This is a genomic window from Nonomuraea sp. NPDC051191 (assembly GCF_044455665.1).
Taxonomy (GTDB): Bacteria; Actinomycetota; Actinomycetes; order Streptosporangiales; family Streptosporangiaceae; genus Nonomuraea.
The window spans coordinates 222,614-236,996 of the sequence record NZ_JBITEZ010000009.1 but is presented as its reverse complement, the minus strand read 5'-3'; the positions used below and the strand labels follow the sequence as shown (position 1 = coordinate 236,996).

16 protein-coding genes are annotated in these 14,383 nt (G+C 73.2%); 6 read left to right on the top strand and 10 right to left on the bottom strand.

What is annotated here, in order from left to right; translation table 11 throughout:
• Window positions 1–5: 5 nt before the first annotated feature.
• The 3 genes from ACIA8R_RS26550 to ACIA8R_RS26540 are packed head-to-tail and all read right to left on the bottom strand — an operon-like array spanning window position 6 to window position 3,330.
• Window positions 6–1,253 carry an NAD(P)/FAD-dependent oxidoreductase gene (locus ACIA8R_RS26550; RefSeq protein WP_397040964.1) on the bottom strand — a complete coding sequence of 416 codons (1,248 nt, stop codon included), beginning with the start codon at window positions 1,251–1,253 and terminating at the stop codon, window positions 6–8.
• 33 nt (window positions 1,254–1,286) lie between these two features.
• Window positions 1,287–2,909 (bottom strand): multicopper oxidase family protein, encoded by a 1,623-nt coding sequence (locus ACIA8R_RS26545; protein WP_397040962.1) that lies wholly within the window; start codon window positions 2,907–2,909, stop codon window positions 1,287–1,289.
• Complete coding sequence (locus tag ACIA8R_RS26540; protein WP_397040961.1) at window positions 2,902–3,330, bottom strand: hypothetical protein; 429 nt, start codon at window positions 3,328–3,330, stop codon at window positions 2,902–2,904. Before ACIA8R_RS26540 ends, ACIA8R_RS26545 begins: the two co-directional genes overlap by 8 nt.
• 103 nt (window positions 3,331–3,433) lie before the next feature.
• Between ACIA8R_RS26540 and ACIA8R_RS26535 the strand changes: the two genes are divergently transcribed.
• The 5 genes from ACIA8R_RS26535 (at window position 3,434) to ACIA8R_RS26515 (ending at window position 8,182) form a co-directional block, all read left to right on the top strand.
• Window positions 3,434–4,336: a LysR family transcriptional regulator gene (locus tag ACIA8R_RS26535; protein ID WP_364092056.1), complete on the top strand. Its 903-nt coding sequence runs from the start codon at window positions 3,434–3,436 to the stop codon at window positions 4,334–4,336.
• Between the two features lie 167 nt (window positions 4,337–4,503).
• Complete coding sequence (locus tag ACIA8R_RS26530; RefSeq protein ID WP_397040959.1) at window positions 4,504–5,607, top strand: hypothetical protein; 1,104 nt, start codon at window positions 4,504–4,506, stop codon at window positions 5,605–5,607.
• Window positions 5,608–5,642: 35 nt separating this feature from the next.
• Complete coding sequence (locus tag ACIA8R_RS26525) at window positions 5,643–6,092, top strand: SRPBCC family protein (RefSeq protein ID WP_397040958.1); 450 nt, start codon at window positions 5,643–5,645, stop codon at window positions 6,090–6,092.
• Between the two features lie 94 nt (window positions 6,093–6,186).
• On the top strand, window positions 6,187–6,876 hold the full coding sequence (locus ACIA8R_RS26520) for a GNAT family N-acetyltransferase (RefSeq protein WP_397040956.1): 690 nt from the start codon (window positions 6,187–6,189) through the stop codon (window positions 6,874–6,876).
• A 136-nt stretch (window positions 6,877–7,012) separates the two neighbouring features.
• The gene (locus ACIA8R_RS26515) at window positions 7,013–8,182 is read left to right on the top strand and encodes an MFS transporter (protein WP_364092049.1); all 1,170 of its coding nucleotides are present in this window, start codon (window positions 7,013–7,015) and stop codon (window positions 8,180–8,182) included.
• A 48-nt stretch (window positions 8,183–8,230) separates the two neighbouring features.
• Here the strand turns inward: ACIA8R_RS26515 and ACIA8R_RS26510 are convergent, their stop codons facing one another.
• The 3 genes from ACIA8R_RS26510 to ACIA8R_RS26500 form a co-directional block, all read right to left on the bottom strand.
• The gene (locus tag ACIA8R_RS26510; protein ID WP_397040955.1) at window positions 8,231–8,557 is read right to left on the bottom strand and encodes a DUF3140 domain-containing protein; all 327 of its coding nucleotides are present in this window, start codon (window positions 8,555–8,557) and stop codon (window positions 8,231–8,233) included.
• Window positions 8,554–8,787 (bottom strand): DUF2945 domain-containing protein, encoded by a 234-nt coding sequence (locus tag ACIA8R_RS26505; RefSeq protein WP_397040953.1) that lies wholly within the window; start codon window positions 8,785–8,787, stop codon window positions 8,554–8,556. The genes ACIA8R_RS26510 and ACIA8R_RS26505 overlap by 4 nt, the downstream gene beginning before the upstream one ends.
• 74 nt (window positions 8,788–8,861) lie before the next feature.
• Window positions 8,862–10,094, bottom strand: a complete 1,233-nt coding sequence (locus ACIA8R_RS26500; RefSeq protein WP_357707389.1) for a serine hydrolase domain-containing protein — start codon at window positions 10,092–10,094, stop codon at window positions 8,862–8,864.
• A 193-nt stretch (window positions 10,095–10,287) separates the two neighbouring features.
• On the opposite strand from ACIA8R_RS26500, the gene gdhA reads away from it, so the two are divergent.
• Window positions 10,288–11,628 carry an NADP-specific glutamate dehydrogenase gene (gene gdhA, locus ACIA8R_RS26495; RefSeq protein WP_357707387.1) on the top strand — a complete coding sequence of 447 codons (1,341 nt, stop codon included), beginning with the start codon at window positions 10,288–10,290 and terminating at the stop codon, window positions 11,626–11,628.
• Window positions 11,629–11,731: 103 nt separating this feature from the next.
• Here the strand turns inward: gdhA and ACIA8R_RS26490 are convergent, their stop codons facing one another.
• Genes ACIA8R_RS26490 through ACIA8R_RS26475 form a run of 4 tightly spaced genes read right to left on the bottom strand, consistent with a single transcriptional unit; the run spans window position 11,732 to window position 14,301 of the window.
• Complete coding sequence (locus tag ACIA8R_RS26490) at window positions 11,732–12,148, bottom strand: cytidine deaminase (protein WP_357707385.1); 417 nt, start codon at window positions 12,146–12,148, stop codon at window positions 11,732–11,734.
• On the bottom strand, window positions 12,145–12,891 hold the full coding sequence (locus ACIA8R_RS26485) for an alpha/beta fold hydrolase (protein ID WP_397040951.1): 747 nt from the start codon (window positions 12,889–12,891) through the stop codon (window positions 12,145–12,147). The genes ACIA8R_RS26490 and ACIA8R_RS26485 overlap by 4 nt, the downstream gene beginning before the upstream one ends.
• A 10-nt stretch (window positions 12,892–12,901) precedes the next feature.
• Window positions 12,902–13,861: a hypothetical protein gene (locus ACIA8R_RS26480; RefSeq protein WP_397040950.1), complete on the bottom strand. Its 960-nt coding sequence runs from the start codon at window positions 13,859–13,861 to the stop codon at window positions 12,902–12,904.
• Window positions 13,858–14,301 (bottom strand): PadR family transcriptional regulator, encoded by a 444-nt coding sequence (locus tag ACIA8R_RS26475; protein WP_397040948.1) that lies wholly within the window; start codon window positions 14,299–14,301, stop codon window positions 13,858–13,860. Before ACIA8R_RS26475 ends, ACIA8R_RS26480 begins: the two co-directional genes overlap by 4 nt.
• Window positions 14,302–14,383 lie beyond the last annotated feature (82 nt).

Below are 14,383 nucleotides of genomic sequence, written 5' to 3'. Positions count from 1 at the left end.
GCCGTTCAGGAGGCATCGGCGGGGGCGTACGGCAGGAGGTCCGCCACGGGGACGCCCGGGTCGGCGAGCCGCCGCGGATCGGCGGTGTGCCCGGCGGCGACCAGGGCCCGGAGGTGACCGGCGGCGCCCTGGCCGTCCATGGTCATGGCCGCCACGGGGACGCCGCGGTCGAGCCAGAAGGCGGTGAACCCGGGCTCGCCGGGCTCGCCCCTGGTGACGACGCGGTCCGAGGTGGTGGGGAGACCGACGTATTCGAGGGTGGACCCGTACTGGGTGGAGAAGAAGTACGGGACGTGGTCGACGGTCGCCGGCTCGCCCACCAGCGTGGCCGCGGCGGCCGTCCCGTGGACGACGGCGTTGTCCCAGTGCTCGATCCGCACCGGTTTCAGGTAGCGGGGGTGCCGGTGGCGGGCCACGTCGCCGGCGGCCAGCGCGGCCGGGTGCGAGGTGCGCAGACGTCCGTCGGTGACGATGCCGCCGTCGACCCGCAGCCCCGCCGCCTCGGCCAGCTCGGTGTTGGGGACGGCGCCCACGGCGACGACGACGAGGTCGGCCGGGACGCGCCGCCCGGCGACGGTGCGCACGGCCTCGACCGAGCGCGTGCCGAGCACCGCCTCGACACCGTCGCCGGTCAGCAGCTCGACGCCGTGGTCGAGATGCCGCCGGGCGACGACGCCGCCGAGCCGGTCGCCGAGCACGTGGTAGAGCGGCGTGGGCAGCGGGTCGACCACGGTCGTGCGGACGCCGAGCGTCCGGGCGGCGGCGGCGACCTCGCAGCCCAGCCAGCCGGCGCCCACGACGACGACGTCGGAGGCCGCGCGCAGGGCGTCGCGGAGGCGTTCGCTGTCCTGGCGGTCGCGCAGGTAGTGCACGCCGTCGAGGTCGGCGCCCGGCACCCGGAGGCGGCGCGGGCGGGCGCCCGTGGCGATCAGTACCTGGCTGAACGGCAGCTCCACGTTGCGGCCCAGCTTCACCCGCCGGCCGTCCAGGTCGAGCAGGGTGGCGGGGGCGCCGAGGGCGAGCGCGACGTCCTGGGCGGCGTAGAAGCGCGGCTCCAGGACGTCCAGCTCGGCGGCCTCGGTGGTGCCCAGCAGGTAGCCCTTGGACAGTGCGGGACGGTGGTAGGGCAGGGGGTGCTCGTCGCCGACGAGCGTGATCGGCCGGTCGTAGCCGTGGTCGAGCCGCAGGGCCCGGGCGGCCTGGGCGGCGGCGAGGCCGGCGCCGATGATGACGATGCCGGGATCGGCGGGCATGGGAAATCTCCTTGTGAACGGGACCGAGGAGGGTCAGACGACCTGGAGGTTGGCCATCATCGCCATGTCCTCGTGCTCGGCGTTGTGGCAGTGGAAGAGGTAGCGGCCGCGGTAGCCGTCGAACCGGGTGATGATCTCCACCGCCTCGCCCGGACGCAGGGAGACGGTGTCCTTGAGCCCCGCGTCGTGCGGCAACGGCGGCCGGCCGCTGCGCGAGAGCACCCGGAAGCCGACCAGGTGCAGGTGGACGGGGTGGTGGACGTCGGCGACCATGCGCCACACCTCGACGTCGCCGAGGCCCACGGTGACGTCGGACCGGGCGGGGTCGAACGGCAGCCCGCCGATCAGCCAGCCGTGGCCGTCGTCCATGCGGCCCGCGCGGAAGGAGAACTCGCGCACCCGTACGGCGTCCGCCCGCCGCCACTCGGGCAGGTCGGTGGACAGGACGCGCGGGACCCTGCTGTCGTCGGCCGCGGCCCGCGCGACCCGGAAGGCCATCACGTCCCGGGTACGGCCGGAGCCGAGCCGGTTGACGATCCGGACGCGCCCGCCGACCGGGACACTGGCGAAGTCCACCACCACGTCGTACCGCTCGGCCGGCGCGATCGGCAGGAACCGGTGGGTGACCGGGGACGCGAGCAGCCCCTGGTCGGCGCCGATCTGGACGAGGTCGAGCCGCCGCCCGTCGTCGAGCACGGCTTCGAGCTCGTAGTGGCGGGCGTTGGAGGCGTTCAGCAGGCGCAGCCGGTAGCGGGCCGCGTCCACCTCGTGCACGGGCCAGGGGGCGCCGTTGACCAGGATCACGTCGCCGAGCACCCCGGCGAGGTACGGTTCGAGCACGCCCGGCCGCTCCCGCAGGGTGGGGTCGAGGGCGGGGTAGGCCAGCTCGCCCTCGGCGGTGAACGCCCGATCGGCGATCATGAGCGGCAGCTCGCGCGGCCCCGAGGGCAGGCCGAGGGCCTTCTCGGCGTCGTCGCGGACGATCTGCAGCCCGGCCAGGCCGCGCCAGATCGCGGGGGCGGTGAAGTCCATCCGGTGGTCGTGGTACCACAGCAGCGTCGCCCGCTGGTCCAGCGGGAAGGTGTAGTCCCTCGTCCGCCTGCTCAGCACGGCCCGGGGGTCGCGCATGTTCCCCATCCCGGAGCCGTGCGCCGTGTGCATGCCGGGGTGCATGGTGGGCTCCGTCCAGCCCTCGGGCAGCACGAGGTCGGTGGGGTAGCCGTCGGAGGCCGCCGGGGTGCGTCCGCCGTGCAGGTGGACGACGGTCGGCACGGGCAGGTCGTTGCGGTGCGTCACGGTGATCGGCCGGCCTCGGTGCGCCTCGATCGTCGGCCCCGGGAAGGTGCCCCCGTACGTCCAGGCCCGGGTCCGCACGCCGGGCAGGATCTCCAGCGTCGTCTCACGCTGGACGATCTCGTACCGGTCGGCGCCGCCCGAGGTGCCGGACGGCGCCAGCACGGCCGGGATCGGCAGCGGCACCTGGAACGGCGGCGGCAGCGGCAGGTCGCTGCGCAGCTCGGCGCCGGTGGTCGCGGGCCGGCGGGCCATCGCGGCCGAGGTGCCGAGCCCGGTGGCCGCCATCAGCCCGAGCGCGCCGCCGATGCCGAGCGCCTGCCGCCTGGTCACGCCCATGATCCGCCTGTCCTGTTCAGGCATCGGGGGTCTCCCGTCGCGGGAAGGGGCGGCGCCAGACGTCGATGAACTGCACCGTGAGCGCGGCGACCGTCATCACCCCCAGGGGGATGTGCAGCCACAGGGCGCCGTCGAGCCCGGCGAAGTACTGCACCGTCTCGGCCGCCACCACCGCCGCCGTGGCCAGGAAGGGCCCGGACCTGCGCAGCCGCACCCACACCACGATCGCCACGATCAGCTGGAGGTAGCCGACGGAGGTGACCACGTCCGCGCCGATCGAGTGCCAGCGCAGGCTGTCGTAGTCGCCGGTCAGGTAGACGCCGGCGAACACCGGCTGCCCGGCGATCGCCGCCATGTGCGCGCTGACCAGCGCTCGCAACGTCCAGGCCACGGGTGCCGTACGCCGCCGGGCGTCGGCTCCCGGCCCGTCGACCACGGTGAGCATCGGGGGTCCTCCTCGTCTCGTCCTCGTGAAACGCTCCGACGCTATGGCCTCCCGGTTATCTTGTCCAAGATCTGTATTGCTATGGTGTTATGCGTTGGGAGGCATGATGGATCTGAACGCGCTCCGGCAGTTCCTGGTGGTGGCCCGGCTCGAACACCTCAGCGCCGCCGCCGAGGAGCTGCGCGTCGCGCAGCCGTCGCTGAGCCGTACGATCGCGCGGCTGGAGAACGAGCTGGGCACGCCGCTGTTCGACCGCGGCGGCCGGCTCCGGCTGAACGGCGCGGGCAGCCTGTTCCTCGGTTTCGTCGAACGGGCCCTCGGCGAGCTCGACGCCGGACGGCGAGCCGTCGCCGAGGCCGCCGGCGAGGGGTTCGGCACCGTACGGCTGGCGTCGGAGACCTTCCTGACCCTCACCGGGCCGCTCGCGGCCTACAAGCGCGCCCATCCCTCGGTCGAGGTCGAGCTGCACTGGGCGCCCGCCGACGACATGAGCCGCCGCCTGCGCGCCCAGGAGTTCGACCTGTGCGTCGCCTCGCAGCCCATCCACGCCGACGGCCTGGAGGCGGTCGAGCTGCTCGACGAGCCGGTGGGGCTGGCCACCTCGCTCGACCACCCGCTCGCCGGCCGTGCGTCGGTGACCATCGACGAGCTCGCCGGCCAGCCCTTCGTCACCGCCCGCAAGGGACACTGGCAGCGCCGGCTGCTCGACCGCCTCTTCGCCGCCAGGGGCCGCACGCCGAGGGTCGTCTGCGAGGGCGACGAGCCCAGCGCCATCGCCGACCTGATCGGCGCGGGGCTCGGCATCGGCCTCGTCCCGTCCCTCGCCCGCCGTTCCACCACCCGTGCGCCCCTGGCCTGGGTGGACGTCGACGACCCCGACTGCCGCCGTACGCTCACCCTGCTCTGGGGCGCCGACAGCCACCTGTCCACCGCCGCCCGCCTGATGCGCACCACGATCACCAGCTGGGACTGGCTGGCCGGCGAACCCCAGGAGAAGCGCGCCTGACCCCGGCCCGCGCCTCCGCGGACCGCTCCTACGGCCTGGGCGCCGCCGCTCGCGGGCGGCTGGACGAAGAAGGCTCGACCGGACACGGAGTGCGAGCGTCCGTACACTTTCTGTCGCTGGTCCGCGTGGCCTTACGGCCCGGTCGAGAGAGGGCGGGGTTGACAGCGATGAGCGAGGTCCACGGCGGCGGACAGTCGCCGGGCGCCGCGGCGGCCACCGGGCCCGAGTCGGTGACCTGTCATGAGGATCTGGTCAGGCTGCTGGCCGAGCAGTTCGCGCGGGCCGACGTGTCGCTGCGGGAGTTGCAGGCGCGGGCCGACAGGTCGGGCGGGACCAGGCTGCCGCGCAGCACCTGCGCCGACATGCTGGCCGGGCGGCGTTTTCCCAAGAAGGCGGTCATGGTGGCGTTCCTGCGGGGGTGCCGGGTGCCCGACCATGACCTCCCGGCGTGGGAACGGGCCTGGGACCGGGTGCGGATCAGCCGCCTGCCCGCCGGGGCCTGGGACGGTCGCGCCTCGCCGACGCCCACCGGCACAGCGCCGACGTCCGCGGCCGCCCCGGCGGGACCGGCCGTGGACGAGGGCGGGCGCCGGCGGCGGGCGGTCCTGACCGGAGACGGACGCGGGCGGCGGGCGGTCCTGACCGGAGGTGGTCGTCGGCGGGCCGTCCTGGTCGCGGCGGTCGCCGTTCCCGCGGCGGCCGCGCTGGTGCTGGCCGTGGTCGTCGCGCTGCGGATGACGGCCCGGCCCGAGGCGCCGCCCGAGCGGGTCCCCGACCAGGCCGTGGATCCCGATCACATCGTCACCGACGACGGCCGCGCGTTCCCCCGGGGCGGGTCGAGCCGGTTCACGGTCAGTGTGAGCCCGGCCAACACCGGCGTACGGCTGACCCGCCGCCTGGACGCGGGCGTCGGCCTGCAACACGCGACCATCACCGTGGACGGCGCCCCGGCGGCGCACTGGCGGCCGCTGCTGGAGGACGGCGTCCACAAGTGGCGCAACCAGATCGTCGACCTGCCGCCGGCCCTGACGGCGGGGCGGCGCGCGCTCACCGTCGTGAACGAGTGCGTGTCCGCCTCGGGCTTCAACGAGTTCCTCTACACCGTGGAGCACCGGATCAACGGCGTCTGGTCGATCGCCGACAAGGTCGACGTGGGCCCCGATCATCCCGAGAGCGAGGCCGCGCACGACTACCGCGTCATCGGCGGCGACTGGGCCCACCACCAGACCTTCGTCTACCCGCCCCGCAAGGAGGACTGGAACGTGCGCTGAAGGCCCCGGGCGATAAGATAGCGAAGCACTTCACAATGAAGGACGTAAACAAACCCGAGGAGCTCCCCCGCATGGCCTCCATCCGGCACGAGATCGTCGTCGACGCCTCCCCCGACCACATCTGGGACGTCCTGCGCGACGTCGGAGCCGTGCACGAACGGCTGCTCCCCGGCCGCGTCGAGGACACCCGGATGGAGGGCGACCAGCGCTTCCTCACGTTCCCCGACGGGCACGTGATCCGCGAGCTGATCCTGGCCATCGACGACGACGCCCGCCGCCTGGCCTACGCGGTCGTGGACGGCGCGAGGCCGCCGCTGGAGCACCACCACGCCTCCTTCGAGGTCCGGCCGGAGGGCGAGGGGGCGGGCCGGCTGATCTGGGTCACCGACGTGCTGCCCCACGCGCGGGCCGCCGAGGTCGGCCTGCGGATGCGGTACGGCGCGTCGGAGATGCGGCAGGCGATCGAGGGCACGGCCCGCTCCTGACCTGGCGCGAGGGCGCCGACAACGGTGTCACTAGGATGGCCCGCGCCGGGAGGGCTTCCCGTCCCGTCCCGCACGACCCGAGAGGCACATCCTGATGGCGGACCGCGACGCCCACCCGCTCGACGACCCGGTGGGCGCGTCACTGCGCGGGCGCCACGCGCACCTCGCCCGCCGGCTCGGCGACGCGGTCGCGTACCGGCAGGACGTGGCGACCTTCTGCTCGGTGCCGGCCGACCCGGACGAGCGGGTGTGGGCCGACCTCGCCCGGCTGCTCGGGCCGGGTGAGCTGGCCGACCTGTTCAGCCTCCCGGCGACCCCGCCGCCGGACTGGGAGCCGGTCTTCTCCGTCGAAGGACGCCGGCTGATCTGGCCCGGCGGCCCGCCTCCCGCCGGGTCCGGCGAGGTCGCCGAGCTGGGCGTCGACAGCGTCCCCGAGATGCTCGACCTGGTCGCCCGGACGCGGCCGGGGCCGTTCTGGCCGCGTACCCGCGAGATGGGCGTCTACCTCGGCGTCTTCGACGGCGGGAAGCTGGTGGCGATGGCGGGCGAGCGGCTGCGGCCGCCGGGCTGGACCGAGATCAGCGCCGTCTGCACCGCGCCCGAGGCGCGCGGCCGCGGGCACGCGGCCCGCCTGGTCGGCGCCCTCGTCTCGCGGGTCCTGGCCCGCGGCGACCGTCCCTTCCTGCACGTGGCCGAGGCCAACACCGGCGCGATCGCCCTCTACGAGCGGCTCGGTTTCCGGACCCGCGGGCCCGTGACCTTCCGGGGTTTCCGCACCCCCTGACGGCCCCGGCGGGCGCCCGGGTCCGTCACGGAAAAACGCGTTGCCGTGGACGCCCGGCGAAACGTATGGTTTTGCGCTCGTGGTCACAGTGGTGGAGCGGGTCCTGCCGGCCCGATTGGGTACAGGGTTCCGATGGTTGCTGGCGTCGAGCTGGCTGACGAATCTCGGTGACGGGATCGCGGCCGCCGCGGGCCCCCTGCTGATCGCGACGTTGACCCGCGACCCGCTGATGATCTCGCTGTCCGCCCTGGTGAGCTGGGCGCCGCCGCTGATGTTCAGCCTGTACGCGGGCGTCCTGTCCGACCGGCACGACCGCCGCAGGATCGTGCTCGTCGCGAACGCCGTACGGGCCGTGGTGCTGGCGGCGCTCGTCGTGCTCATGGCGACCGGCACCGTGACCGTGGTGACGGCGCTGGTGGCGCTCACGCTGCGGTCCGTCGCCGAAGTGTTCGCCGACAACGCGACGTCCACGCTGACGCCCATGATGGTCAGCAGGGACGACCTGATCATCGCCAACGCCCGCCTCGGCACCGGGTTCATCACGCTCAACCAGCTCGCCGGACCGCCGGTCGGCGCGGCGCTGTTCGGACTGGGGCTGACCTGGCCGTTCGCGGGCCAGCTGATCCTGGTGCTGGCGGGGATGGTCCTGGTCTCCCGCATCACGCTGCCGCCCCGCGACCGGCCGGCCGGCGCGCCGCGGCCGGACACCCTGCGGGAGCTCGTCGCCGGGTTCAGCTGGACCGTCAGGCATCCGGCGGTCCGCACGCTGGCGCTCACCATCCTGATCTTCAACTTCACCTTCGGCGCGGCCTGGTCGGTCCTCGTCCTCTACACCCAGGAGCAGCTCGGCCTCGGCGCGATGGGGTTCGGGCTGATGACCACCATCGGCGGGATCGGCGGCCTGATCGGCACCGGCCTGTACGGGGCCGTCACCCGCAGGGTGAGCCTCGGCGCGCTGATGCGGATCGGGCTCATCATCGAGACGCTCACCCACCTGGGCCTGGCGCTGACGCATTCGCCGTGGGTCGCCGGAGCCATCTTCCTGGTGTTCGGCGCGCACGCCTTCATCTGGGGCACGACCTCGGGCACCGTCCGCCAGCGCGCGGTCCCGCAGGAGTTGCAGGGCCGGGTGGGCAGCGTCAACACCGTCTGCGTCTACGCCGGTCTGGTGGTCGGCTCGGTGATCGGCGGCGTGCTGGCCACCCGCTTCGGCGTCGCGGCGCCCTTCTGGTTCGCCTTCGCCGGTTCGGCGGTGTTCGTCGTGCTGCTGTGGCGTCAGCTCATGCTGATCGCCCACGACGACTGACCCGCCCGCCGGCGGACTCGGAGCACGTCGTGCAGCCGGACGCTCGTCTCACTTGAGCGGGTCGTGTCCCCAGTTCATCAGCGAGTGGCGCCACCGCGTCTCCCGGACGTCGCCGGACGGACGTTGCGCCAGGTGCCGGTGGATGTAGCCGATGACCTTGGTCATGTGCTCGTAGTCGTGGCCGTTCAAGGACGACTTCCCCTTGCGGAGGAGCCGGACGATCCCGCGGCCGGAGGCGTGCCCGGTCGACTCGCCGCCGTCCCGCTTCTGGCCGGCCTCCTTCGACTCGTCGGTGTCCAGCCAGCGTTCCAGCTCCTTGGCGGTCATGTTCACCGCCTCGCCGAACTCGGCCGCCACGTCCCGGTCGCCGCTCATTTCGCGTCCTTGTCCTCGCGCAGGGCCGACGGCTTGTGCACGGCCTTGCGCCCGCTCCTGTCGCTGCGCACGACGTACTGCGGGTCGTCGGGCGAGGCCGCGACCGTGCGGCCCGCCTCCTTCGTCCTCTTGGTGATCTTCTTCTCCACCTTGCCACGGGCCGTGGACCCGTGGCTCTTCCAGGAGACCTCGTCACCCACGGACGGATCGTCCTTGCGCTTGCCGGTCATAGAACCCGCGCTACCCCGCCCCCCTCCCGCACTCGGCCCCGGAGGCAAACCTTCCTTTACCGTCGGCGCCCCGGTCAGGCGTCGATCGCCTGGTAGAGCGTGGTCCAGAAGTCGTGGACGAGCCGGGCCGAGTCCGGCGTGGACATGCCGACCTGGGTGAGCAGGATCCCGGTGAGCCCGTTCTCGGGGTCGGCGTAGGTGGAGGTGCCGCTGCCGCCGTCCCAGCCGAACTGGCCGACGGGCGCGTAGTCGCCGCGATACGTGCGCACCGCCATCCCGAGGCCCCAGCCGCCGTGCTGGCCCTGGCCGAAGGAGATGTGCACGTTGTCGACCGCCATCGCGTGCCGGGCGGCCTGCTGGGCGGGCGTGAGGCGGTTGGTGGTCATCAGCTCGACGGCGGGCCGCGACAGGACGCGCTCGCCGTCGTGCGTGCCACCGTTCAGCAACATGCGGAAGTAGGCGTGGTAGTCGTCCACCGTGGACGACAGCCCGCCGCCGCCGCCCTGGAACGCCGGGGGCTCGCTGTGACGTCCGCCCTGAGCCTCGTCCCAGACGTGGAACTCGCCCGTCGCCGGGTCGGGGGCGTACAGGGGAGGCAGCCGGTCGAGCTTGCCCGCGGGCACGTCGAAGCCGGTGTCCTTCATGCCCAGCGGCTCGAAGACGCGTTCGTTCAGGAACGTCCCGAACGGCCGGCCCGTGACCCTGGCCACCAGCACGCCGAGCAGGTCGCTGGCGATGTGGTACTGCCAGCGCTCCCCGGGCTGGTGCATCAGCGGCAGCTCGCCCAGGCGGCGCATCCACTCGTCCGGCTCGGGCATCGGCGTCGGCAGGTCGGGCGTGAGACCCTGCCCGAACACCGCGTTCATGATCGGGGTGCCCAGCGACGTCATGTCCATGCCGAGCCCGAACGTGGAGGTCAGCACGTCGCGCACGGTGATCGGCCGGCGTGCCGGCACGGTGTCGTCCAGCGGGCCGTCCACGCGGGTGAGCACTCGCCGGTCGGCCAGTTCGGGCAGCCACGGCTCGACCACGTCGTCCAGCCGCAGCCGGCACTCGTCCAGCAGGACCATCGCCGCCGCCATCGTCACCGGCTTGGACGTGGACGCCATCCGGAAGATCGTGTCCCGGCTCATCGGCGCGCCGCCGTCGTGCCGCATCGTCCCCATCGCCTCGACGTGCGTCTCCTCACCCCGGCCGACCAGGGCGACCAGGCCGGGGATCCGCCCCGAGTCCACATGCCGCGCCAGCACGTCGTGCAGCCTGCCCAGCCCGGCCTTCGAGAAGCCGCCGTTGCCGTTGCCCGTCATCGTTCTCCCTCGTCCCGTGAGCGCCGATCCGCTCATGGGGTAAACCTTCGCCGACCGTCCTGACACCGGACTGTCGGCGCCCTGACGCCGCCGCTGACATCCGCGGGAGCGCGCGAGGGCGGGCCGCCTGCTGCTCACGAGTGGCCGAATCGTAAAGTGAGCAGGATTGCACCAGTGATGTAGGGAGTCCTTCTTGCACGAGAAACTGTCGTCGATCTACGACAACGTCCTGCGCCGGAACCCCGGCGAGGTCGAGTTCCACCAGGCGGTGCGCGAGGTGCTCGAAAGCATCGGCCCGGTTCTCGGCAAGCATCCCGAGTACGCCGAATCGAAGATCATCGAGCGGATCTGCGAGCCCGAGCGTCAGATCATCTTCCGGGTGCCGTGGGTGGACGACCGTGGCGAGGTGCAGATCAACCGTGGCTTCCGGGTGGAGTTCAACAGCGCGCTCGGGCCGTACAAGGGCGGGCTGCGCTTCCACCCGTCGGTCTACCTGGGCATCGTCAAGTTCCTCGGGTTCGAGCAGATCTTCAAGAACGGCCTGACCGGCCTGCCCATCGGCGGCGGCAAGGGCGGCTCGGACTTCGACCCCAAGGGCCGCTCCGACCGCGAGGTGATGAGCTTCTGCCAGAGCTTCATGACCGAGCTCTACCGGCACATCGGCGAGTACACCGACGTCCCGGCCGGTGACATCGGTGTCGGCGGGCGCGAGGTCGGCTATCTGTTCGGCCAGTACAAGCGCATCACCAACCGCTACGAATCCGGCGTGATCACCGGCAAGGGCCTGGTCTACGGCGGCGCGCAGGTACGCACCGAGGCCACCGGCTACGGCTGCACGTTCTTCGTGGAGGAGATGCTCAAGGCCCGCGGCACGTCGTTCGACGGCAAGCGGGTCGTCGTGTCGGGCTCCGGCAACGTGGCCATCTACACGATCGAGAAGGTCGAGCAGCTCGGCGGCGTCGTGGTGGCCTGCTCCGACTCCTCCGGCTACGTCCTCGACGAGAAGGGCATCGACCTGGACCTGCTCAAGCAGGTCAAGCAGGTCGAGCGCGGCCGTCTGGAGGCGTACGCGGAGCGCCGGGGCGAGCACGCCGTCTTCGTCCCGGACCGCAGCGTGTGGGAGGTGCCCTGCGAGGTGGCGATGCCGTCCGCCACGCAGAACGAGATCACCGGCCGGGACGCCGCGTTCATGGTGGACAACGGCTGCCTCGCGGTCGGCGAGGGCGCCAACATGCCGACCACGCCCGAGGGCATCAAGGTGTTCCTGGAGGCGGGCGTCTCGTTCGGGCCGGGCAAGGCCGCCAACGCGGGCGGGGTGGCGACCAGCGCGCTGGAGATGCAGCAGAACGCCAGCCGCGACTCGTGGACGTTCGAGTTCTCCGAGCGCCGCCTCCGGGAGATCATGCAGGACATCCACGGCCGCTGCCTGCAGACCGCCGACGAGTACGGCATGCCGGGCAACTACGTGGCCGGCGCCAACATCGACGGCTTCCGCCGGGTCGCCGACGCCATGCTCGCCCTGGGCCTGATCTGACCCGCGCGCACGGCTGAACCCGCCGCCGGCCGGCTGTGCCTGACAGCGGGCGACGTGCGGACGGACCCCGGGTCCGGCCGCACGCCTGGCGGCGGGTCGGCGGTCAGGCCGGAGTGGTGGGGTCGAGCTGGTGGTCGGCCCAGACGTAGGTCTCGGGCAGCAGGTCGGCGACGGGGACCGCCCGGAGGCGGTCACCGCCGCCCACGATCACCTTGAGGGCCGGGAAGTAGTCCAGCAGCACCTGACGGCAACGGCCGCACGGCGGGACGACTCCCCGATCACGGTCCCCCACGGCGACGATCGTGTCCAGCTCGTAGGCGCCCTGGGCGGCGGCCGTGCCGATGAGCACCAGCTCGGCGCAGGGTCCTCCGGTGAAGTGGTAGGCGTTCACGGCGGTGATGATCCGGCCGTCCCGGGCGCGGGCGGCGGCCGCCATGGTGTGGTTGTCGCCCCGGCAACGAGTACGGGCGACCTCCGCGGCGGCCTGGACGAGCTCGCTGTCGGCGTGGTGGCCGGTCAAGCCCGTCCCTGCTCGCGCAGGAACGCGACGATCAGTTCGGTGACCTCGGCCGGGCGTTCCATGCTCGCCAGGTGGCCCGCCCAGGGCAGCTCGACGTTGCGGGCGGCGGGCAGGTCGGCCTCGGTGTGCCGGAAGTCGACGGCGTCGTGCGCGCCCGACACGGCCAGGCACGGCATCGTCACGACCGACGGCTCGATCGCGACCTTGACCGGCCCGACGACCCCCTCGGCGAGCTGGAGCTCGTAGGCGCGCACCTGCATCTCGTGCACGGCCCGCCCGGCCTCCTCGCCGGCGTCCGGGCCCAGCCAGCGGTCGACCATCAGCTGCGAGGCGGCCGCCAGATCGCCCGCCTCGACCAGCTCCTCCTCGCGTTCTCCGAGTGCGCGCAGGTCGGCGCTCGGCTCCCGCCAGGGCAGCGCGGCGGAGAGCAGGACCAGCGCCTCCACCCGCTCAGGGCTGCCGGCGGCGACCTCCAGCGCCACCTTCCCGCCGTAGGAGGAACCGACCAGGAAGAACCGGTCGATGCCCAAGCTGTCGAGCAGGTCGAGAACATCGCCCGAGTTGCTGTACGGCTCGGTGGGCAGCGGGCTCTGCCCGAAGCCGCGCAGGTCGCATCGGACCACCCGGAACCCGGCGGCGATCAGGGGCTCCCACTGGGGGTCCCACATGCGCCGGTCGCACACCCCCGCGTGCAGGAGGAGCAGGGCCGGTCCGTCACCCGCGACATCATGAGAAATCATCATCGCGCAGACGTTACCAGCCATTCAGTGACCGGTTCGTCCCCTTTTTTACGGCACCCGCGCCCTGTCCGGCGACCCGGGCCATCCAGGACGTCACCCCCAGCACCACCATCGCCGGCACGCTCAGCAGCACCGCGTTCAGCAGATAGCCGGCCCCCGGAAGCCCGCCCACGTAGACGCCGACCATCGGCAGCAGCACCACCAGGGCACGGCGCCCGACCGGCGACCGCAGCGCCAGCCCCGCGGCCACCACCGCCAGGGCCCACATGGGCGGGTAGGCCCATCGGGACGAGACGGCCGCGCCGGCCGCCGCAGCCCCGAGGAGCACGGCCATCCACCACAGCAGCCGCCGCCCGCCCAGCGGGCCAGGCCCGGGAGACGGCGCGAGGAGCAGCATCGCCCCGCACAGCACCAGGGGCAGCGCCGAGATCGCCATCCCGCCGAAGTCGAACGGCACGCCTCCGATCAGGAGCACCCCGTCGCCGGTCACGCTGGACGTGAACGACGCGTTGACCCACCCGCGCACCCCCGGGGTCACCAGCGCGTACGCCCACGCGCAGACGGCCGCCGCACCGGCCTTCCCGCGCCAGGCCAGCACCACCACGACCGCGTACGGCAGGGCGTAGGTGAGCATGCGCAGGAACTGCGGGAACTCGTCCGCCACGAAGGGGCGCTGCCATGTCGCCGCTCCGAACATGGCGGCCCGCGCGAGCGCCGTCAACAGGAGCGCGACGGGCACCAGGAGGGCGGCGGCGTCGACCGCGGCCCGCCACTGGGCGCCGGCCCCGCGCCGCACCCTGATGGCCAGGCCGCCCCGCACCAGGTCGAACGTGTCGCGCACCCCGGGCCGCCGCCGGCCGGGCTCCGCGCCCGCCACCAGCACCGCGATCATCTCTTCCTCGTGCAGGGCCCGATGCTCGGCCGGGTACCACCGGACCAGCAGCCGCCGGTAGCGCCGTTCCAGGGACGTCATCGCGACCTCCCTGCCCCGCCGAAGGCCGCCGACGGCCCGCCGAGCGCTCCCGGCGGCCCCGCGAACGCCCCGAGCGGCCCGGCGAACGCCGATCCCAGCCCTCCGCCGGGCTGCCACGCCGCCCGGCCGCGCAGCCGGGCCGTGGCCGTCTCCGCGTTGTGCCGCAGTTGCTCGGCCTCGGCCGCCAGCCGGAGCTCGCCCTCGGGCGTCAGCCTGTAGTGGCGCCGCGCCCGCCCGTCGACGACCTCCTCCCGGTCGGCGGCCACCAGCCCTTCGGCCTGGAGCCGGTCGAGGGCGGCGTAGAGGGTGCCGGCCCGCAGCCGCACCCGCTCGCCGGAGATCCGCACGACGTCGGTGATGATGCCGTAGCCGTGCTGCGGCCCGGCCGCGAGCGCGGTCAGGATGAGGAACGTCGGCTCCTGCATCGCTCTGGAAGTCATGCCGACGATATATACCGATGATCAGAGCGAGCCGCAACTCCGGCATGCGAAAAAACCGCCGGTCCCGCGAGCGAAGTGCGAG